This is a genomic window from Hydrogenovibrio crunogenus, assembly GCF_004786015.1.
Classification (GTDB): domain Bacteria; phylum Pseudomonadota; class Gammaproteobacteria; order Thiomicrospirales; family Thiomicrospiraceae; genus Hydrogenovibrio; species Hydrogenovibrio crunogenus.
The window spans coordinates 2,246,086-2,266,323 of the sequence record NZ_CP032096.1; the positions used below are offsets into that span (position 1 = coordinate 2,246,086).

Consider the following 20,238-nt stretch of genomic DNA (forward strand, 5'->3'; position numbering starts at 1 on the left):
TAAAGCCGTTACCTGACATTACTGAAAGAGTCACTTGATGCTAGATATTGAACAAACCATTCTGGAAAAATACCCTGATTTTCATCAAAAAACCGGGGCGAAAAAATTGATTTCGTTTTTACAGAAACTGACCTTTGAAAAACAGATCAACCAGTTTATTGAAGAAAACAAACATCTGCGTGGATTCGCATTTCTGGACAAAAGTTTAGAGCATTATAACTTCACCTATCAAGTGAATAACCGCTCTTTTAATAATATTCCAGCAGAAGGCCGTGTGGTGATTGTCGCCAATCACCCGATTGGCTCTTTGGATGGCTTGGCATTGCTTAAGTTTATTCGTAGCATTCGCCCGGATGTACGTGTGGTCGCAAATCAGTTGCTGGCGCAGGTCAAACCGTTTCAATCGTTGTTTTTGACCATCGATAACATGTCGAGTCAAGCAAGCCACAAGGCCCATTTCAAAGCGATGATTGCCGCATTGGAAAATGAAGAGGCGGTGATTATTTTTCCCGCCGGCGAAGTCTCGCGCATTCGTCCGAATGGGGTTCGAGACAGTGCTTGGAAAACTGGGTTTCTGAAACTGGCGAAAAAAACCCAGTCTCCAATTGTGCCAGTGTATATCGATGCGCGTAACTCAGCGTTGTTTTATGGGTTATCGACACTTTATAAACCGCTTGGTACGTTGATGCTAGTAAAAGAAATGTTTAATAAGAACGATCAGCAAATCGCGTTTCATGTCGGCTCGCCCGTGCCGTGGAAATCGGTGGCTACGTGTGATTTACCGATCACAACCATTGCTAAATTGTTTCGTAAACACATTTACCGCCTCAACCAACCGGCCAAAGCGGCCAAGAAATTTCCGTTTAAAACGGAAAATACCATCGCCCATCCCGTGAATCGAAAAGCGCTGAAAAAAGATTTGAAAAGTGCGGAACTGTTAGGGGAAACGGCAGATGGCAAAAAGATTTTTCTATTTGATTATGAGCCGGACTCTCCGGTGATGCACGAAATCGGTCGCTTGCGGGAACTGACCTTCCGAACCGTGGAGGAAGGCACCGGTCATTCGTTCGACTTGGATAAATACGATGCCGATTACCGCCATCTGGTGTTATGGGATGATGAGGATTTAGAGATTGTCGGCGCTTACCGTATCGGAGAATGTCGACATATTGTTGAAAAAGAAGGCATTGATGGTCTTTACACCAGCACCTTATTCAATCTCAAACCAGAAATGGGGGATTATTTACCCAATGCGTTGGAAATGGGGCGCAGTTTTGTACAACCGCGTTACTGGGGCAAACGCAGCCTGGATTATCTTTGGTATGGCATTGGAGCCTATGTCGCCCGCCACCCAGAAACCAAATACCTGTTTGGTCCGGTAAGCTTGTCGGATGCCTACCCAACCCATTCGAAAGATTTAATCGTGTCTTTTTTCCAAACCCAGATGGGATCGAAACAGGATTTAGCCATTGGTAAACGGCCATTTATTCCAAGCAACAGTGTTCAGGAAATCGCCAAAGAATACTTCAGCGGCGATTACAAAACCAGCTACAAAAGACTCAACTCTTTATTAGCCGAAGATGGCGTGAAAGTGCCGACTTTATTCAAGCAATATGCCGAGCTGTGTGAACCGGGTGGCTGTCGCTTTATCGATTTCAGTGTGGACCCGGATTTCAATGATTGTATCGACAGTTTGATTTTGGTTGAAATTGATAAAATCAAACCTAAAAAACGTGATCGTTATCTCACGCCCATCAAAGCGGCTTAGTAATAAAAACAAAACAGCCAGGTCTGGCTGTTTTTGATAAAAATAAACCAAAAAGGGCTCAAATAGAGCCCTTTTAAATACCGGTTTATTGTTTTAACCGTTTTAAAGCACCAACCTTATTTCACTTCAATTTTCTTGCTGGTACCGCGTTCTTTTTTCGGCAACACCACTTCCAGAACACCGTCATTGGTACTCGCATCGACATTTTCCGCATCGACATTATCCGGTAGAGTGAAACTGCGTTCAAACTTACCATAGCTGCTTTCAACACGATGGTAGTCTTCCTCTTTCACTTCTTCTTTCACTTTACGTTCGCCGGAAATCGTCAAACGGTTTTCTTTGACTTCGACATGAATGTCTTCTTTTTTAACTCCGGGCAAGTCCACTTCAATGTGGTAAGCATAATCGCCTTCCCGAGTATTTACGGTCGGTGTAAATGCCGCCACATTCGATTCGCCTTCTTTTGAAGATAATTGATGTAAACGGTTTTCTATGTCTCTAAGTTCTCTAAACGGTTCCAAACGTCTTAAAAATAAACTCATTGTCTTATCCTCCAAAAAATAACCCAATGATTTAAATACTTTTTTTATATAAGAGCATTTCAAAAAATTTCAAGCTCTTATTTAAAAAAGGTCTTTTTATTTTATAAACATTTTCCTTATGGTCAATAAGTAAATAAGGTTTTGTACTTACTTTTTAAGACTGAAAAAATCGTGCCAAAAAAGCCAATTATAGGAAAGATAAAACCCTTAAATTCCCCTATATTATATGGTAGGATTTATTGTAAATAATAAATGAGCGCATAGAATAAATGAACGCCTTAAAAGCACTGTTGATGAGTTGTGTGGTCCTAATCTCTGGATGTAGTTCCCAAGCTGAAGAACCCTTAAAAATTATCACCAATAGCTGGATTGGTTACTCTCCGCTTTTTTATGCCAAGGAACAGGGTTGGCTAGAAGAACATAATATTGAATTGTCGACAGTGGTTTCGTTAGGCGAAAGCACACACATCTATCATTCCGCTAAACTCGACGGGTTTACTGGGACACAATACGAATTCAATAAAGCGTATGCAAAAGATTCCACATTAATCCCCATTATGATGTTTGACCGCTCAGTTGGCGGCGATATGATTATGAGTAACCGAAATCTCGAAACGCTTCAAGCGCTTCCAGCCAACCAGACTATTGATGTTTTTTTGGAAATTGACAGCATCAACTATCCGCTGTTTAAAGATTTCAAGCAACACTATGGCCTCTCAAATCGGTCTTTCAACCTAATCAATAACGACCACTTGAAAATGCAGCGCGCCATCGCCGAAAAGGACAGCCCCAGCATTATCGTGACCTATGCACCCTATAATCATGAATTGGAAAATCAAGGCTTTATGACCATTGCCTCAACAGGAGATGGACTCAACTTATTGGTGCTGGATGCGCTTTATACGAATAAAGAAAACTATCATACTCACCAACAACAGTTTTTAGCGTTAAAAACCATAGTGAACCGTGCGATACGTGCTTTAAAACAAAACCCAAAAAATTATTATGACAAGGTCAATCCCTACCTGGAAAACACAAGTTATTCCGAGTTTCAAGAAAGCCTAAGAACCATCGAGTGGCTGAATGGCGGGATATCTCCATCGCTCATCGACCGAATCAATGAAGCCCAATTCCCAATAAGAGATTTGTTATAACATGCTTTCAATTCGCACCTTTTTTGTGATTGCTTTGGTCACAATCATGACGGTTTTTTACGGTGTCTTTTTTTATTATTTTGTTGATGACCAACAAAAAAAGACAGACCTGATTATTGAAAGTATTCGACATGACTTATCCGAAACCGCCTATGTGATTTCAAGCGAACTTAAAACGCCAAAAGCCATTCGAACGTTTAAATCGTTTTTACATCGTAAGGTTGCCAACAGTTCTCTGGTCTCTGCTTTAGCTGTGGGGTATGAAAACAAGATTGTTCTGACCACTGACCCATCCATTCGCTCATTACCGGCCGATCTTTCCATACAAAAAAAACTTATAGGTCTGAGCCCGAAAGAGCTGGTGGATCATCGCATATTTGAAACGGACATCCACTTCTTTATTCAGGATAAACCGGCTCATTTAAAGCTTTTTCTCTATGCTAACCACGCTTATATCCAAAAGTATTTTGCAGAAAGCCAATACAATTTCTTCATGTTTTTTGGCTTGGTGCCTTTTTTGATGCTTGTGCTATTGTGGCTGGTATTGAAGAGGTATGTGACTTCTCCTCTGGAAACGCTGCGCCAATACGCCTACTATCAATCAACCGTTCCAAGTAAATTTAAATTGCGTGAACTGGAATATATTCGCTCTTCCATGGTGCAAACGTTTGACCGTTTAGACAAAGAAAAAAATGAACTATATCGTCAGGCACGAACCGATAACCTGTCGGGACTGGCAAACCGTAATCATTTGAATGAACGCATCAACTGGTTGATTTCAGAATACTCTCGCACGGGACAGGAGTTTGCCGTGCTGTTCATGGATCTGGATAACTTTAAAACCGTTAACGATATGCTGGGCCATGAAGTGGGGGATAACTTATTAAAAAATGTCTCGACCATTATTCAGGAAGTGCTGCGTGATTATGACATCATCGCCCGTGTCGGTGGAGATGAGTTTGTGATCGTTTTGAACTACTACCAATCTAACTTTGAACTTACCCATGTCATTAATCGCATTCTGGATCGAATCAGTGAAGTGCACATGGTGGACTCACATCCTGTGAAAGTCTCTGCCAGTATTGGAGTTGTTTGTTTCCCGAAAGATGGTGACAACATCAGTGCCTTGATGAAAAATGCTGACATTGCGATGTACGAGGCGAAAAATTCGGGTAAAAACCGTTTTAAATTCTTTACTGAGTCATTGCACAAACAGGTCATCGGTGAGATTCAGTTAGAACAGGATATGCAACGAGCCCTGAAAAACGATGAGTTTGAGCTGTATTTCCAACCTAAAACCTGTGTGAAAGATGGAAGAATTGTCGGCGCGGAGGCATTGGTACGTTGGAATGATCCCCAGAAAGGCTTGGTTCCACCGAATGATTTTATTCCCGCGGCGGAAAAAACAGGATTAATGGTGCCTTTAGGTGACTGGGTATTAAAAACAGCGATTGAGCAGCAAGTTGCATGGAAAGAGCAGGGGCTGGCCGACCTACACATTTCCGTTAACCTATCCCCTGTTCAGCTGATTGATACGCTTTTTGATCGTAAATTGCAGACACTTATCAATCAGTCAGGCATCAATCCTAGCCAACTCGATATCGAAATGACCGAATCGCAGTTTATGGAAAACACGGAACAAAACCTGAACAGCCTTGCGGCGATGCGAGAACAAGGCATTACCATCTCATTGGATGATTTCGGAACCGGTTATTCATCCTTGGCTTATTTGAAAAAGTTCCCGATTGATACGTTAAAAATTGATAAAACGTTTATCGATGATTACGCCACAGAATCCGGCGCCATTTTTATTGAGACCATTGTCAAAATCGCTCACACGTTGGATTTGCATGTGGTCGCGGAAGGAATCGAACAAGAAGCACAACTGAATTACATCGCCCAGACAGGCTGCGAAACCTATCAAGGCTATTATTGTTCCGCCCCGCTTCCCGTTGCAGAATTTGAGGCCTTTCTTAAAAACCACCCCTCAACCTAAACAAGTGCGAAGACGTTATCCGTCCCGGAAAAGTTGACAGTCTCGACCACGCAACACACAATACCTTTAACTCAACACATCGATGAGACGGGAGAGCAACTTATGTGGGATGAACGATACAGCGCGGACCACTATATCTATGGTACAGAGCCGAATGAATTCTTACGGCAAAATGTGGAAACCCTCCCTCGCGGAGATGTATTATGCCTTGCTGAAGGCGAAGGTCGCAATGCCGTTTTTCTGGCCAAACAAGGATACAGGGTTACCGCCGTTGATAATTCATTGGTCGGCATTGCCAAAGCTCGAAAACTGGCGCAATCGGAAAATGTCTCGATTCAGTTCATTCATGCCAATCTGGCTACGTTTAATCTTGGTGACAATCGTTGGGATGGCATCATCTCAATTTTCTGTCATTTACCGGAATCCATTCGCAAACCCTTGCATAACAACATTACCACGGCATTAAAACCTGGCGGTATTTTTTTACTGGAAGCCTATACCCCAAAACAACTGGAACACGGAACAGGTGGCCCCAAAGACGCCAGTTTGATGATGTCGAAATCCTTACTGATGGAAGAACTCAACGGGATGTATTTCAAGCACCTTGCCGAACTGGAGCGCAACATTGAAGAAGGCACGCATCACTTTGGTGTTGGGGCGGTGGTGCAAGCCATTGCCGAAAAACTGAACGCTTAAGAATCGGAATAAGCCTGCCTGGTCATTTCAATCCGGTTCAATGACAGGTATCATATTGACCCAATGTTAATCAGGGACGAAGCACGTGATCAATGACTGGGTAAATGCATTTGTTGGGTTTATTTGGGGAGTTCCCATGCTGATTCTATTGGTCGGCGGCGGACTTTGGTTCACGTTTTATGCCCGCCTTCAACCCTTTCGCCACTTCCGCCACAGCATAGCCTTGCTCACTGGTCGTTACGATCGACGCTACGCACAAGGTGATTTAACGCATCGTCAAGCCTTATCCGCGGCCTTAGCCGGAACCCTGGGACTGGGAAACATTGCCGGTGTTGCCTTAGCCATCAGTGCGGGTGGGCCCGGGGCCATTTTCTGGATGTGGGTCACGGCGCTGGTCGGCGTATCCACCAAATATTACACCTGCTCGTTAGGGATTATGTATCGTGGCCATGACAGCTTAGGCCAGTTACAAGGTGGACCGATGTACATCGTTCAGGAAGGCTTAGGGAAAAAATGGCAGGCACTGGCCATGTTATTTGCCATCGCTGGGCTGTTCGGCACCTTCCCGTCCTTTCAAGTCAACCAGTTGGTTGAAGTCATGCGCACTCAAACCCTCACGGCGGACTGGGTCAGCCAAATTCCTTTTTTTAATTGGGCGTTTGGCATTGCTTTAGCGTTGCTGGTCGGTTCCGTCATTTGGGGTGGGTTACAACGCGTCGCCCATTTATCCGTCGCGCTGGTGCCCTCGATGGTCATCGGTTATTTACTCATTACCGTTTGGATACTGGGACAACATGCCAGCGACATTCCCCATTACTTTCAACTCATTTTCACCGAAGCCTGGCAACCCAGCGCCCTCACAGGCGGGTTATTAGGGGTCATTATTATAGGAGTGAGCCGTGGTGCTTTTTCAAATGAAGCGGGCATCGGTACCGAAGTGATGGCACACAGCGCGGCCAAAACCAATGAACCGATTCGTGAAGGTCTGGTTGCCAGCCTGGGGCCGGTGATTGATACCTTGATTGTTTGCAGCTGTACGGCACTTATTATCATCGCCAGTGATGTTTGGCAACATGCCGATGGCATTCAAGGGGTACAGATGACAATGCTGGCTTTTAGTCAGGAACTAGGACTCTTCGGTGAAATCTTTTTAGCATTAATGGTGTTAGTATTAAGCTTAACCACCATTTTCACGTTTTGGTATTACGGTAGTAAATGTTTCAGTTTCTTGCTGGGAGCCGAATATGCCGACTTTTACAAATACCTGTATTTGGCAATGATCGTAATAGGCGCGGTGATGTCGATGGAAGTGATCTTCAATTTTATGATTGGCATGTATGGTTTGATGGCCATTCCAACCATGGTGGCCACTTTATTATTGGCTCCGAAAGTCAATGCGGCAGCCAAAATCTACTTTTCAGAGCTGGCAAAAAAACCATAAACCGCCAGGCCTGGGCAGTTTTTACGGGAGAGACCGACATTTAAGCTCTCTTCAGATATGTCTGCCGAATGCGTTCAATTAAGGTTTGGTATTGGTGTGGCGCTTCCGCAGGCGTCATTAACCAATGAAATAAATCCTGATCATTTTCCGCCACCAACGTTGATAACTCACGCAATGCTTCAGGGTCAGGGTTTTCAGCCAAAAGATCTATGTAGGCCTGCAGTAAAAGCTCCGTTTCTGAATTTCCACGTCGACAATTGAGGCGAATGGCTTTTATTTGCGTTGATAAGCTCAAATGGTTCATCAGTCTATTTGCTTTTTCAACATCAAGGATTTTAATTCATTAATGGCCTGACTCGGGTTGAGTCCTTTCGGACAACTCGCGGTACAGTTTTGAATATTTCGACAACGAAACGTTTTAAAGGGGTCATCCAGTTCGGCCAGGCGGTCGCGAGTGGTAATGTCTCGGCTGTCGACCACAAACCGTTGCGCCGCCAAAAGTGCAGCGGGACCATGAAACTTATCCGGATTCCACCAAAACGATGGACAGCTGGTTGAACAACAGCCACATAAAATACATTCATAACTGCCATCTAATTTTTCACGCTCTTCCGGTGTTTGCAGCAACTCATGGTCTAAATCAATCGAGACACCGTCTGGCACAGGTTTTAAAAACGGGTCCACCGCATGGTAATGTTCATAGAACTGCGCCATATCAATCACCAGATCTCGAATCACCGGCAGCCCTGGTAGTGGACGAATCTTGATGGGCTGCTTCAGCTCTGACACACGGGTAATGCAACTGAGTTTATTTTCACCATTGACATTCATGCCATCCGATCCGCAAACGCCCTCTTTACAAGAACTCCGAAACGTCAGGCCTGGATCTTGTTCTCGTAACTTTTCCAATGCTTCCAACAGCATCATATCGTGACTGATCAGTGCATCGTCCAATTCATAATCTTGTAGATATGGTTCGGCGTCTATTTCAGGGTTGTAACGATAAATGGAAAACAACATCTTCTCTCTCCGACGACTAATATACACGCGCCTTGGGTTCAAACCCTGGCACAGTTAACGGCGTTAAGCAAACCGGTTTATAACGTAGCTGGTGGTTTTGTTGAAAGTACAAACTGTGTTGTAACCAGTTTTCATCATCACGTTGCGGAAAATCAACTCTGGAATGAGCACCACGACTTTCCTGCCGTTCAATGGCCGAATGCACCGTGGCATATGCGAGCGTCATCAGGTTTTCCAATTCAAACGCTTCCAGCCGCTCTAAGTTGAATGCATGACTATGGTCTTGTAAAACCGCCTGATCAATTCGTTTTTGAATTGGTTCCAGCTGTTCAATCAAGGTCGACATCGTTTCCTGATTTCGGAAGACGCCACAACCTTCTTGCATCACCGTTTGTAAATCACGTTTAATTTGGGCGGTTGATTCGGTTTGAGCGTTAACATCGGGCTTGGCTTCCCATTTATTCAAACGTGCTTCCACGGATGATAACTCCAAAGCTTTATCAAAAAAACTGGCCGGCTTTTGTAGCTTGAGAATGCGTTCAATTTCACTGGCCGCCGCGCGACCGAACACCACGATATCCAATAAGGAGTTCCCACCCAACCGGTTTGCCCCATGCACCGACACACACGCGCACTCGCCTACGGCATACAAACCAGGCACAGTAACAGATTGACCACTCTCATCCAGCGTCACCACCTGACCGTTAAAATTGGTGGGAATACCGCCCATCATATAGTGCGCCGTGGGATAGACCGGAATCGGATCGGAACACATATCCAGCCCCATAAAGGTCAGGCCGATTTCTCGAATACCGGGTAACCGTTTTTTAATGACGTCAGCATCCAGATGGGTTAAATCGAGTAGCACATGATCTTTATTCGGTCCACAGCCACGACCTTCTTTCACCTCGATGGCAATCGCACGAGACACCACATCTCGGGATGCCAAGTCTTTCACATGCGGGGCATAATTCACCATAAAGGCTTCACCGTTGCCATTACGCAATACCCCACCCTCACCTCTTGCGGCTTCTGACAACAACATGCCTTTATTCGCGACGCCAGTAGGATGAAACTGCCAAAACTCCATATCCTGCAAAGGCAATCCAGCTCGTAACACCATTGCCAAACCATCGCCGGTATTAATCTTGGCATTGGTATTGGTTTTAAACAACTGACAGGCTCCGCCTGTGGCCATCATCACAGCATGAGCTCGCAACAATTGATATTGCCCAGTTTGAATATTCATCACCACCATACCACCGATATGACCCAGTTCGTCTTTGACCAAGTCAATGGCGAAGTATTCATCGAAAAAAGTTGTGCCGGCTTGGATATTCTGTTGATAGAGCGTTTGTAGAATGGCATGCCCGGTACGATCGGCCGCGGCACAGGTTCTTGTGGCTTGGCTTTCGCCAAAATTTTGACTTTGCCCGCCAAACGGGCGTTGATAAATTTTGCCTTGTTCGGTTCGAGAAAAAGGGACGCCAAAATGCTCTAGCTCTCGCACGATTTCGGAAGCTTCTCGACACATGAATTCAATCGCATCCTGATCCCCAAGATAGTCGCTGCCCTTGATGGTGTCATACATATGCCAATGCCAGTTGTCTTCGGTTAAGTTCCCTAACGCAGCATTAATGCCACCTTGCGCCGCCACCGTATGGGAACGCGTTGGAAACACTTTGGACACCACGGCCACTCGCTGATCGGACTTCGCCAATTGCAATGCAGCCCTTAAACCTGCACCGCCCGCACCAATGATAATGGCGTCAAAATGAAAGGTATCCACACTGTCTAATGAAACCATGTATTACACACTCGCTTAATTTGACTAAAAAAATTAACGCGTCAGTTGCAGGGCGAGGTAAATCAGCTCTGCACTCACCCAGAGCAGACCACCCCCCAACACAACCAACCCCATCACATTAAAACGTCGGGGCAGATAATCCAGCAAAACATCACGCAGGCCGACCCAGCTATGCACGATTAACAAACCTAACGCAATGAACGTCGGCACCCAAAATTCAGGCTGTAACAAATGCGCTTGAAATAACTCATACCGATCAAAAGATCGATCACTTAGGTACCACACACTGAACGGAATATATAACAACAAATAATAGGCACTGATACGTTGCCAAGTGTGTGCTCTCAAACCGGACAAAAAATACGTCATAGCCAAATCTCCCACAATAACCACAGGGATCCGATCACAAAAATCAAAAGCAGAACCTGAGCGGATAATCGACTTCTTTCCAGCTGTGACAATAAACCGCCCAGATCATGTTCCATGGCCAGGTGTCGCAGTCCACTCAACCAATGAAACCACAAACTCAGCCCGCCAAGCGTCAACACCAACTGCCCAATCGGGTGCGTTAATATTTGAAGATTTTCAGCATAGGCGTCAGGCTGCAGAATCATGCCATGTAACCAAATCAAACCAATCCCTAAAGAAAGCACCAACAACACACCGGTGATGCGATGCAAAATGGAAAGAATGGCATTGAGAGGAAAATGAAACTTGAACAGATTCAAATAAACGGGTCTGTTGTCATGCCGTGGGTACATTATGATCCTCCCATTCAGGGGCAGTTTACGTTTGGTTTCGACATTCTATTGAACTGAAAAACAGGCGTTTTTCTAAGCCTGAGTATACTCTTTCCAACTAGGCAGGCAAATAAAATTTACCTAGTGCCATATTATAAAAATTAACCCTCTGTTTCTGTCCAACTGACCTTATAAATGGCCAGGCCTGGTCCTTTTTAACATCATAAGCTTGGTGCAACAACATCATTATTGGTGCAAAAAATTGCCTTTATTGATAAGTAAAAATGTTTAGCCCCTTTATTTAAAGGGTTCAAAATCATTGGCACACTTCTTTCTTAATTGTATTTAAATTGATTTAAGAGTGATGACGCTCACAACAAACGGACTATTCCTCAGTAGTCCGTTTGTTGTGGGCTTTTTTTTTGCCTTCTCCCTGAAGACTCTAAATGAATTTTCGGTTTGGCAAACGTAGGAAAACGGCTTCCTAATCAACTTGCCAAAGTGTTATACGTTTATTTGAAGGAATAACAAAATGTCTTATTTAGAACCGAATGAGTTTGTTACCAAGATGGTCGATTCCGGTGAATCTAAAATCTATATGTCGACCAAAGATACCGTCATACGAGCATTCATGGCTGGTGCCGTGCTAGGCCTTGCTGCCATTTTCGCGATCACTGTTGCAACCAAAACAGGCTCTCCATTATTAGGAGCTATTCTATTCCCGGTTGGATTCATTATGCTGTATCTAATGAAGTTTGACCTGTTAACCGGTGTTTTCATGTTAGTGCCATTGGCGATTTTAGATAAAAGACCCGGCGCCACCATGAATCAGCTGCTGCGGAATTGGAGTTTGGTATTCATAGGAAACCTCATGGGGGCCTTGACCGTTGCCTTTATCATGTCCTTTGTTCTGACCTTTGGGTACAGTATTGATGGCGGTGCCATTGCCGAAAAAGTCGGACATATTGGTGAAGCCAGAACGCTCGGTTATAAAGAACACGGGTTGGAAGGTTGGCTAACCATCTTTATGCGTGGCATGTTATGTAACTGGATGGTTTCGATGGGTGTGGTCGGTGCGATGATCTCAACATCAGCAACCGGTAAAATCTTGTCAATGTGGATGCCTGTCATGCTCTTCTTTTTCATGGGATTTGAGCATTCAATTGTAAACATGTTCCTATTCCCATTCTCAATGATTATGGGGGGTGGATTCACCGTAACGGATTACCTACTTTGGAATGAACTTCCAACGGCGTTAGGAAACTTGGTAGGCGGTATTTTATTTGTCGCTCTTCCGCTTTACTACACGCATGTTAAAACCAGTCCAGAACGTAAAATCGGTTAATCCGTCAATTTATAATTAAGGAAAAAAGCCTCTGTTCTCTACAGGGGCTTTTTAATTTTAAGACTATGGAAAAAAACACTCTCCAAATCAGCATAGGGCAGTCCAGCGACAAAGGTCGTAAACCCATCAACCAAGACTTCTTTGGTGTTTACACGCCCAAAGAGCCTTTGCTTAGCACAAAAGGCATCGCAATCGCTTTGGCAGACGGGATCAGCAGTAGCCAAGTTAGCCAAGAAGCCAGTGAATCCGCTGTGAGCAGTTTTTTAGCAGATTACTATTGCACATCCGATGCCTGGTCAGTCAAAACGTCGGCCTATAAAGTTATTTTGGCCATTAATGCCTGGTTACACGCTCAGACACGTAGCAGCCACTATCGATTTGATAAGAACAAAGGGTATGTTTGCACCTTCAGTGCCCTGGTTTTGAAATCGAATACCGCTCATCTATTCCATGCGGGGGATACCCGTATTTATCGATTGAATGGGCAAAATCTGGAACAACTCACTGAAGACCACCGCATGATCGTCTCGGAAGAGAAAAGCTATTTAAGCCGTGCCTTGGGTGTTGACGATTATTGTGATATTGATTATCAAAGCGTTCCCGTTGAAATAAATGACCTATTCATTTTGGCTACTGACGGTATTTATGAGTTTGTGGAAACCTCGCAAATCCTCCAGATCATCGACCGCCATTCTGATAATTTAAACCTCGCAGCCCAAACCATTTTAGAAAAGGCATATGAACAAGGGAGCGATGATAATTTAACCATTCAGATAGTCCGAATTGATCATCTTCCTGCACACAGCAAAAGTGAACTTTACCAACAAATTACCCACTTACCCTTTCCTCCGAAAATTGAACCGCGCGCAGAACTGGACGGTTATCGCATTCTGCGAGAGATCTATATCAGTAGCCGTAGCCATGTCTATTTGGCTGAAGACCTCGACACTCAAAAACACGTCATCCTCAAACTTCCTTCAATCGAAAAACGGAATGACCCTATCTATCTAGAGCGATTTTTAATGGAGGAATGGGTCGCCCGACGTCTTAATGATCCGCATGTGTTAAAAGCTTATGCACCAACCCGAAAGCGCCATTATTTCTACATAACCACTGAATACATCAAAGGGAAATCATTGGATCAATGGATGCGAGATCACCCTCAACCGGATATTGAAACCGTGCGAAGCATTGTTGAACAGATTGCCAAAGGGCTCCGAGCTTTTCACCATCAGGAAATGATTCATCAAGATCTTCGCCCCAATAACATCATGATTGATTCAAAAGGCACCGTTAAGATCATAGATTTTGGCGCCACTCACGTGGCAGGCCTTGCTGAAATCAACAACGCCCAACCGGAAATTTTGGGAACGGCCGCCTATACCGCCCCGGAATATTTTTTAGGTCAAGCCGGTTCTACAAAATCGGACTTATTTTCTCTGGCCGTCATAACTTACCAAATGCTTTCAGGCAAACTGCCTTATGGCACAAATGTGAGCAAAGCCAGAACCAAAAACGCACAACGTAATCTGATGTACCGAAGCGTCCTGAATGATGACCTCGCAATCCCGGCATGGATAGACGAAGCATTAAAAAAAGCACTTCACCCGGATCCTAATCGTCGTTACGATGAGTTATCTGAATTCATTTTTGATTTACGATATCCCAATCGTACTTTCCTTAACAAAACTCGTCCACCTTTGATGGAGAGACATCCCGTTTTATTTTGGAAAGCCACCAGCTTCATACTCTTTATAACCCTGATCGGATTATTGATTTACCAAAACACAAATACTTTCTAACCTCCTATCGTCATTTTTAATGGGTAAAATGACTTAATTATTTTCAAACCATGCTATGATTTTAGGTAATCGAATCTGAGTAAGGTTAAGGTTATGAAAGCTTCTGATTTATTTGTAAAAGCACTTGAAGCGGAAGGCGTCGAATACGTTTTCGGCATCCCAGGGGAAGAAAATCTAGACCTCATCAATTCCCTGAAAGATTCTAAAATAAAACTTATCGTCACACGCCATGAACAAGCTGCCGGTTTTATGGCTGCCACTTATGGACGCTTAACCGGCAATGCAGGGGTGTGTTTATCAACTCTTGGGCCCGGTGCGACAAATTTAGTCACGGCTGCAGCTTATGCCCAACTGGGCGCCATGCCGATGGTGATGATTACCGGACAGAAACCCATCAAAACCAGTAAACAAGGGCAATTCCAGATTATCGACGTGGTGGATATGATGCATCCCATCACCAAATACAGTTGCCAAATTCAAAGCGGCCAAAACATTCCCGCCCGCATTCGAGAAGCCTTCCGTTCTGCTCATACAGAACGCCCTGGCACCAGTCATTTAGAACTGCCTGAAGATATTGCAGCCGAAGAAACCGATACTGTCGTAATTCAAAAAGGCATGCATCGACGCCCTTTGGCAGAAGAAAAAGCGGTGAAAACGGCGGTGGAGATGATTGAAAAAGCCAAGCGCCCTTTAATCTTGGTTGGCGCAGCCTCCAACCGAAAAACAGCTGGAAAAATGCTGCGTCAATTTATCGATAAAACCGGTATTCCTTTTTTTACCACTCAAATGGGGAAAGGGGTGGTGGATGAGCGCCACCACCTTTATCTTGGCTGTGCCGCTTTGTCTGATCATGACTTTGTGCATTGTGCCATTCGTTATACCGATCTGATTATCAATATCGGGCATGATGTGGTCGAAAAACCGCCTTTTTTCATGCAGCCGGATGGCTTTAAAGTCATTCACATCAACTTTACCAATGCGGTGGTTGATCCGGTGTATTTTCCCCAAGCTGAGGTAGTCGGCGACATTGGAAACGGTATTTATCAAATCAAAGAACGAATCGAGCGACAGGAAACCTGGGACTTCGACTGTTTTATACAGGCCAAACGCTTGATCGATAAACAGATTATGGAAGGCGCTAACGACGGACGCTTTCCAATGTATCCTCAACGCGTCGTCGCTGACATTCGAAAAATTATGCCAGATACCGGAATGATTGCTCTGGATAATGGTATATACAAAATCTGGTTCGCTCGCAATTACCTAGCCTATCATCACAATACCATTCTACTCGATAATGCCCTCGCCACCATGGGCGCGGGTTTGCCTTCTGCCATTGCAGCCAAACTGGTTCACCCGGAAAGACGGGTCATTGCCATCTGTGGCGATGGCGGATTTATGATGAACTCACAGGAAATGGAAACCGCTGTCCGTCTCAAATTGGATTTAGTGATTCTATTACTCAATGATAATGCATTTGGCATGATTAAATGGAAACAAGCGAATATGGGCTTTGACGATTTCGGACTGGATGTGGGCAATGCGGATTTTGTCATGTATGCGCAAAGCTATGGCGCGCACGGTCACCGTATTACAAAAGCCGACGATTTAATGCCCACAATGGAAGCCTGCTTTGAAGCCGGCGGTGTGCATTTAGTGGAAGTGCCGATGGATTACAGCGAAAATGATCGTATTCTTAATCATGAAATCAAAGAACGCAGCCAAATCGTCTACGACAAAATGGCTGAAACCCTAGGAGAATGAACCTGATTGCCATTTGATTGGGTTTTGTCGATAAAACAAACACAACTGAGTAAAGACTTTTGGAAAATGACGGCGCAGCTTTGTCGGTGCGGTGAAAAAGTATTCCGTGGTCACGGCAAAAAATTCGGCCGGTGAGGTGGCAGCATACTCATTAATTTCGGGATGTTGATGATGCTCTAACCGAGTTTGAAGATGCTCAAACGCTTCAGTGAACACCTTTGTCCAAACTTCTCGCACCATATTACGGTGCAAAGGCGGCATACCATTGGCACGGCCATTCAACATATCCAGCTTATGTGCAAACTCATGCAACACCACATTATGCCCTGGCATTGTCTTTTCCATTTCTGCGAAAGAAGCATCCCAAGAGACAATGACCGGTCCTTGCAACCAAGATTCACCCGCCAGCACTTTCGCTTCATGTGAGACTAAGCCCATTTCATCCGGTGTCTGCCTTGCGACTTTAAATGCACCAGGATAAATAATAATATCGTCGCATTCATCATAATATTCCAGCCCCAAATGTAAGATTAATAAACAAGCTTGAGCAGAAATTGCCACCCCAATATTCAGCGTTATTTCAAACCCTTGCGTGCCTTTAAAGTTTTTTTGGTGCAGAAATAAGGTTGTCAGTTCTCGCAGATGCGCCTTTTCCACCGAGGTCAGACCATGAAATAAAGCATTGTCTCGCATCAAACGATGCCAGAGCTCATGCGGAATCGGGTGCCGATGCAGAATGTAACGTGTGTGCAGGTGGCTCAGCCATTTAAACGCCATCTTAATCAGCTGAAAAATGATGAATGTGCATTACTTTTCAGAAATATCCGATTTATATTCGGGCACTTCATGTTCATCTTTCTCGATGTTTTCAGGCACTTCCGGCCAATCACCCATTGGATAAGGATGTTCTTCACTGTTGTAAGTCAGGAATAACAGAATTTCATATTGATACAGACACAAACTCTTCCCAAACCGTACCAGCTTGTCATTCGTTTTAGCGGTAAACAGTACCGTCAGAAACTGCACCAGCACCACAAAAAAAGCGACGAATTCCGCCACACCCCAAAAGACCATAAAAATCACCATATATAAACCGCGCATCCAAACATTACGATCTTTATAGGACTTAACTGTTTCTTCTTCTGACATGATTTTTTCCTCTTATGGATAATCCAACGTTCCCTTTCGATTTTACAGATAAATACGCAAAAGCATAGAAAAATGCATCAAAAATAGCCAGGCCTGGCTATAAATTTGACGCTTTTCTTTTTGCCAACAATTGTCCTAACGCAATCGATCCATCATTCAATGGGGTGTGTTGTTGAAAATAGAATGGGCGGGCTTTATCGACAAAGCGTCGCTCAAGCAAGGCCATCAATGTTTTATTCTGAAACACCCCTCCCGTGACAATGACGGGAAGCTCCTTGAATTGGTGGGCAACGTCGTCGATGACATTCACCAACGCATTCAAAAAGCGACTGACCCGGGTAGATATAGCGACGCCTTGTTGGTGATCCATAATGAGCTGTTGAATCATCGGTTCAAAATCAATCTGATTCTGTTTGATTCGACAATCATACGCCTCCGTGATCGAATTATCATAGAAGGGTTCCATCCAAAGGCCGCTTTGCCCTTCATAATCCAGCGTTTGCACAATGCCGCACAGACTGGCAATGGCATCAAACACCCGCCCCATGGAACTGGAAAAAGGGCTGTTTAAGTTTCGCTGATACAGAGAATACAGTTGTTCTATTTCTGTTTGGCTAAACGCGTCAATCGTCGGAACATCCAACGTTAAAACGGTTTCTAAAGAATAAAAGTCGAACAACAGACCTAACGCCACTCGACGAGGCTGGCGACTGGCTTGATCGCCCCCCAGCAATTTAAATGGTTTCACATGCAAAACACGTTCATATCCTGTTTTGTCAGCCAGCAACACTTCGCCGCCCCAACTAGAGAGGTCGTCTCCCAGTCCCGTACCATCCCAACAAAAGGCCAGCACGGGAGATTCCAACTGATGTTCCACCATACAGGCCAACGCATGGGCGTAATGATGTTGCACCGTCACATAAGGCAGTGCATTCTGTTGGGCATACTCCGCCGCCCATTGACTGCTCGCATAGTCTGGATGAATATCGCTCATTACTTGATTTGGCGTGAGATGATGCAAAGTAAGAAAGCTTTGCAGAGTATATTGAAAGCGTTGGAAAGCGGCTAAAGACCCTAACTCTCCCAGGTAAGGCGACAACATAACCCGTTTGCCATCGTCGCAGGCTACGGCACTTTTTTGTTGTGCCCCCACCGCTAAGGCGGTTTTTTTAGGGGATTCCGCCTGATGCGACAAGGGTTGATAATAAGGCGCTAACCCTCTTCCCAAGCGTAACACCATGGATTTGCCATTGATACTTTGCACAATGCTGTCATCACAAGGATTGACAATTTCTCGATCAAAATCGAGCACCGCCTCCACTAACGAATGATTAGGTTGGCAAAGCTTCTCAAAAACATCGGACGCTTCATACAAAATGGGTTCGCCACTGAGATTGGCACTGGTCGCCACCAAGGGGAAATCGATTAACTGAAACAATAAGTGATGCAAGGGCGTATACGCTAAAAACACACCAAGACGATGAATGTTGGAGGCGACCTCCTCACACAGGTCAGAATCCGTTCTTTTTTCAACCAACACAATCGGCTTTACTTCAGAGGTCAGCAATTCGATTTCATGCGAACTTAGGTGAGCGATTTGTTGTGCCATCTCCAAGTTGGAGCATAACACTGCAAACGGTTTGGTCGCTCGACGCTTTCTCTGCCGAAGGGTTGCCACCGCATTGGAATCGGTCGCATTGCATAACAAATGAAACCCGCCCACCCCTTTAAAAGCGACCAGGCCTGCTGTTTTCAAACATTGTGCAGCCTGTTGAATCGCAGTAGCTCCTTCGGCAAGAGGATGTCGCAAAGCATCAAACAGCGTTATTCTCGGACCGCAATCTGGGCAGCAAATACCTTGAGTATGAAAACGACGGCTATTTGGGTTTTGATATTCTGCTGCGCAGGCTGCACACATCGTATAAGCCTGCATACTGGAATGCGGTCGATCATAAGGTGAATGAGATAAAATGGAATAGCGAGGCCCACAATCTGAACAATTGATAAAAGGGTCATGATAACGCCGGTTCGTCGGATCATGAAACTCCTGCAAACAATGGTCACACACCGCCAGGTCTGGTGAAATTTGAATGGCTTGCGATTCTTGATTCTCGGACGAACTGGCAATAATGGAGAAATTCTCAAAGCGCTTCTGTTCTGCCAGTGGCACAGAATGGCTTTCAATTCCATCAATCACCGCTTGCTTGGGAAAAAAATCAGGTTTCTGGCTGGTTAGACATTGCTGAAACTGTTGAATGGCTTGTGGCGTCCCCTGTAACCACACCTCAACGCCTTGCGTATCATTAGCGACCGATCCTCGCAGTCCCAGCAACTGCGCCAGCTGAAAAATAAACGGACGAAATCCCACACCCTGGACACGGCCAAAAAGGTGTAATCTGAGTTGAATAGTCTCTTCGAATGTCAAACCATTCCCCTTAGGCACTGGCTGAGACTTGGCTAAACTGTTCGATAATCGCATCCAACGTTGCTGGTGAGGCACCCGGCGTGACCGTCACACCTAGAGTTTTGAGGTGCTGAATCACACTATTAATCAACAATCCAATATTTTGCCGAACGGGTCGGGTCAATTCAAACGCAACCGTTTCGATGTCTTGCGGTACCATCGCGATAATTTGTACCTGGGCAATCTCACCTGCCAAAGCGCCTAACTCCAAGGTTTGCAAGACTTCGACTTCATGCGCGGTCTGTCGATATTGTCCCATGCCTTGCAAGACTTCCGAGCTTAAGGAATAGACTTCTCCGGGCGTTTTAGCCTCTCCGACACTGATGGTATCCAATAACAATAAGTGATCGTAACTCTGATAATAATGAATCAAATCCATCCCGATCGTGCCACCATCAATCAAATCGATGGTGGGAGAAAACTGATAGTTCTGCTTTAAAAACTCCGTGGCATAGATACCGATTCCTTCATCGGTGAACAAAATATTACCCACCCCCATGATTGCAATGCAAGGAGGATTGGAAGAAAGCTCGGGAAACGTCATAAAAAC

At 44.8% G+C, this 20,238-nt stretch carries 18 protein-coding genes; 8 read left to right on the forward strand and 10 right to left on the reverse strand.

Annotated features, from left to right (window positions below):
• Positions 1-37: 37 nt before the first annotated feature.
• A complete protein-coding gene (locus GHNINEIG_RS10650) occupies positions 38-1,768 on the forward strand; it encodes a GNAT family N-acyltransferase (protein WP_135796631.1) in 1,731 nt (576 codons plus the stop codon).
• 116 nt (positions 1,769-1,884) lie between these two features.
• Here the strand turns inward: GHNINEIG_RS10650 and GHNINEIG_RS10655 are convergent, their stop codons facing one another.
• Positions 1,885-2,310 (reverse strand): Hsp20/alpha crystallin family protein, encoded by a 426-nt coding sequence (locus GHNINEIG_RS10655; RefSeq protein ID WP_135796632.1) that lies wholly within the window; start codon positions 2,308-2,310, stop codon positions 1,885-1,887.
• Positions 2,311-2,579: 269 nt separating this feature from the next.
• Between GHNINEIG_RS10655 and GHNINEIG_RS10660 the strand changes: the two genes are divergently transcribed.
• The 4 genes from GHNINEIG_RS10660 (at position 2,580) to GHNINEIG_RS10675 (ending at position 7,597) form a co-directional block, all read left to right on the forward strand.
• Positions 2,580-3,464, forward strand: coding sequence for an ABC transporter substrate-binding protein (locus GHNINEIG_RS10660; protein ID WP_135796633.1), 885 nt, complete (start codon positions 2,580-2,582; stop codon positions 3,462-3,464).
• A gap of 1 nt (position 3,465) precedes the next feature.
• Positions 3,466-5,460 carry a putative bifunctional diguanylate cyclase/phosphodiesterase gene (locus tag GHNINEIG_RS10665; protein ID WP_135796634.1) on the forward strand — a complete coding sequence of 665 codons (1,995 nt, stop codon included), beginning with the start codon at positions 3,466-3,468 and terminating at the stop codon, positions 5,458-5,460.
• A 102-nt stretch (positions 5,461-5,562) separates the two neighbouring features.
• Complete coding sequence (locus GHNINEIG_RS10670) at positions 5,563-6,156, forward strand: class I SAM-dependent methyltransferase (RefSeq protein ID WP_135796635.1); 594 nt, start codon at positions 5,563-5,565, stop codon at positions 6,154-6,156.
• Between the two features lie 85 nt (positions 6,157-6,241).
• Positions 6,242-7,597, forward strand: a complete 1,356-nt coding sequence (locus GHNINEIG_RS10675; protein WP_223260884.1) for an alanine/glycine:cation symporter family protein — start codon at positions 6,242-6,244, stop codon at positions 7,595-7,597.
• 40 nt (positions 7,598-7,637) lie between these two features.
• On the opposite strand, the gene GHNINEIG_RS10680 is transcribed toward GHNINEIG_RS10675, so the two are convergent.
• From GHNINEIG_RS10680 to sdhC, 5 genes are read right to left on the reverse strand one after another with little or no spacing between them, the layout of a single operon-like run.
• The gene (locus GHNINEIG_RS10680; protein ID WP_135796636.1) at positions 7,638-7,901 is read right to left on the reverse strand and encodes an FAD assembly factor SdhE; all 264 of its coding nucleotides are present in this window, start codon (positions 7,899-7,901) and stop codon (positions 7,638-7,640) included.
• The gene (locus GHNINEIG_RS10685) at positions 7,901-8,617 is read right to left on the reverse strand and encodes a succinate dehydrogenase iron-sulfur subunit (protein ID WP_135796637.1); all 717 of its coding nucleotides are present in this window, start codon (positions 8,615-8,617) and stop codon (positions 7,901-7,903) included. The genes GHNINEIG_RS10680 and GHNINEIG_RS10685 overlap by 1 nt, the downstream gene beginning before the upstream one ends.
• A 16-nt stretch (positions 8,618-8,633) precedes the next feature.
• On the reverse strand, positions 8,634-10,424 hold the full coding sequence (gene sdhA, locus GHNINEIG_RS10690; protein WP_135796638.1) for a succinate dehydrogenase flavoprotein subunit: 1,791 nt from the start codon (positions 10,422-10,424) through the stop codon (positions 8,634-8,636).
• Positions 10,425-10,457: 33 nt separating this feature from the next.
• Positions 10,458-10,793: a succinate dehydrogenase, hydrophobic membrane anchor protein gene (gene sdhD, locus GHNINEIG_RS10695; protein ID WP_135796639.1), complete on the reverse strand. Its 336-nt coding sequence runs from the start codon at positions 10,791-10,793 to the stop codon at positions 10,458-10,460.
• On the reverse strand, positions 10,790-11,185 hold the full coding sequence (gene sdhC, locus GHNINEIG_RS10700; RefSeq protein WP_135796640.1) for a succinate dehydrogenase, cytochrome b556 subunit: 396 nt from the start codon (positions 11,183-11,185) through the stop codon (positions 10,790-10,792). Before sdhC ends, sdhD begins: the two co-directional genes overlap by 4 nt.
• A 511-nt stretch (positions 11,186-11,696) precedes the next feature.
• Here sdhC and GHNINEIG_RS10705 point away from each other — a divergent pair.
• The 3 genes from GHNINEIG_RS10705 (at position 11,697) to GHNINEIG_RS10715 (ending at position 16,075) form a co-directional block, all read left to right on the forward strand.
• Positions 11,697-12,509 carry a formate/nitrite transporter family protein gene (locus GHNINEIG_RS10705; RefSeq protein ID WP_135796641.1) on the forward strand — a complete coding sequence of 271 codons (813 nt, stop codon included), beginning with the start codon at positions 11,697-11,699 and terminating at the stop codon, positions 12,507-12,509.
• A gap of 65 nt (positions 12,510-12,574) precedes the next feature.
• Positions 12,575-14,311 carry a bifunctional protein-serine/threonine kinase/phosphatase gene (locus tag GHNINEIG_RS10710; protein ID WP_135796642.1) on the forward strand — a complete coding sequence of 579 codons (1,737 nt, stop codon included), beginning with the start codon at positions 12,575-12,577 and terminating at the stop codon, positions 14,309-14,311.
• 93 nt (positions 14,312-14,404) lie between these two features.
• Positions 14,405-16,075 (forward strand): acetolactate synthase large subunit, encoded by a 1,671-nt coding sequence (locus GHNINEIG_RS10715; RefSeq protein ID WP_135796643.1) that lies wholly within the window; start codon positions 14,405-14,407, stop codon positions 16,073-16,075.
• Here the strand turns inward: GHNINEIG_RS10715 and GHNINEIG_RS10720 are convergent.
• From GHNINEIG_RS10720 to GHNINEIG_RS10735, 4 genes are all read right to left on the reverse strand, one after another.
• Positions 16,064-16,852 carry a M90 family metallopeptidase gene (locus GHNINEIG_RS10720; RefSeq protein WP_135796644.1) on the reverse strand — a complete coding sequence of 263 codons (789 nt, stop codon included), beginning with the start codon at positions 16,850-16,852 and terminating at the stop codon, positions 16,064-16,066. The genes GHNINEIG_RS10715 and GHNINEIG_RS10720 overlap by 12 nt on opposite strands.
• 30 nt (positions 16,853-16,882) lie before the next feature.
• Entirely contained in the window at positions 16,883-17,224 is a 342-nt protein-coding gene (locus GHNINEIG_RS10725; protein ID WP_135796645.1) for a DUF4389 domain-containing protein, read from the reverse strand.
• A gap of 97 nt (positions 17,225-17,321) precedes the next feature.
• On the reverse strand, positions 17,322-19,703 hold the full coding sequence (gene hypF, locus GHNINEIG_RS10730; RefSeq protein WP_135796646.1) for a carbamoyltransferase HypF: 2,382 nt from the start codon (positions 19,701-19,703) through the stop codon (positions 17,322-17,324).
• Positions 19,660-20,232 carry a HyaD/HybD family hydrogenase maturation endopeptidase gene (locus tag GHNINEIG_RS10735; RefSeq protein WP_135796647.1) on the reverse strand — a complete coding sequence of 191 codons (573 nt, stop codon included), beginning with the start codon at positions 20,230-20,232 and terminating at the stop codon, positions 19,660-19,662. Before GHNINEIG_RS10735 ends, hypF begins: the two co-directional genes overlap by 44 nt.
• Positions 20,233-20,238 lie beyond the last annotated feature (6 nt).

What these genes read in the sequence shown, in the direction of transcription:
- sdhD (WP_135796639.1), bottom strand. Translation starts at nt 10,793, where the DNA reads ATGACGTATTTTTTGTCCGGTTTGAGAGCACACACTTGGCAACGTATC.
- GHNINEIG_RS10710 (WP_135796642.1), top strand. Translation starts at nt 12,575, where the DNA reads ATGGAAAAAAACACTCTCCAAATCAGCATAGGGCAGTCCAGCGACAAA.
- GHNINEIG_RS10655 (WP_135796632.1), bottom strand. Translation starts at nt 2,310, where the DNA reads ATGAGTTTATTTTTAAGACGTTTGGAACCGTTTAGAGAACTTAGAGAC.
- GHNINEIG_RS10685 (WP_135796637.1), bottom strand. Translation starts at nt 8,617, where the DNA reads ATGTTGTTTTCCATTTATCGTTACAACCCTGAAATAGACGCCGAACCA.
- GHNINEIG_RS10725 (WP_135796645.1), bottom strand. Translation starts at nt 17,224, where the DNA reads ATGTCAGAAGAAGAAACAGTTAAGTCCTATAAAGATCGTAATGTTTGG.
- GHNINEIG_RS10735 (WP_135796647.1), bottom strand. Translation starts at nt 20,232, where the DNA reads ATGACGTTTCCCGAGCTTTCTTCCAATCCTCCTTGCATTGCAATCATG.
- GHNINEIG_RS10720 (WP_135796644.1), bottom strand. Translation starts at nt 16,852, where the DNA reads ATGGCGTTTAAATGGCTGAGCCACCTGCACACACGTTACATTCTGCAT.
- hypF (WP_135796646.1), bottom strand. Translation starts at nt 19,703, where the DNA reads ATGCGATTATCGAACAGTTTAGCCAAGTCTCAGCCAGTGCCTAAGGGG.
- GHNINEIG_RS10660 (WP_135796633.1), top strand. Translation starts at nt 2,580, where the DNA reads ATGAACGCCTTAAAAGCACTGTTGATGAGTTGTGTGGTCCTAATCTCT.
- GHNINEIG_RS10715 (WP_135796643.1), top strand. Translation starts at nt 14,405, where the DNA reads ATGAAAGCTTCTGATTTATTTGTAAAAGCACTTGAAGCGGAAGGCGTC.
- GHNINEIG_RS10665 (WP_135796634.1), top strand. Translation starts at nt 3,466, where the DNA reads ATGCTTTCAATTCGCACCTTTTTTGTGATTGCTTTGGTCACAATCATG.
- GHNINEIG_RS10680 (WP_135796636.1), bottom strand. Translation starts at nt 7,901, where the DNA reads ATGAACCATTTGAGCTTATCAACGCAAATAAAAGCCATTCGCCTCAAT.
- sdhC (WP_135796640.1), bottom strand. Translation starts at nt 11,185, where the DNA reads ATGTACCCACGGCATGACAACAGACCCGTTTATTTGAATCTGTTCAAG.
- GHNINEIG_RS10705 (WP_135796641.1), top strand. Translation starts at nt 11,697, where the DNA reads ATGTCTTATTTAGAACCGAATGAGTTTGTTACCAAGATGGTCGATTCC.
- GHNINEIG_RS10650 (WP_135796631.1), top strand. Translation starts at nt 38, where the DNA reads ATGCTAGATATTGAACAAACCATTCTGGAAAAATACCCTGATTTTCAT.
- sdhA (WP_135796638.1), bottom strand. Translation starts at nt 10,424, where the DNA reads ATGGTTTCATTAGACAGTGTGGATACCTTTCATTTTGACGCCATTATC.
- GHNINEIG_RS10670 (WP_135796635.1), top strand. Translation starts at nt 5,563, where the DNA reads ATGTGGGATGAACGATACAGCGCGGACCACTATATCTATGGTACAGAG.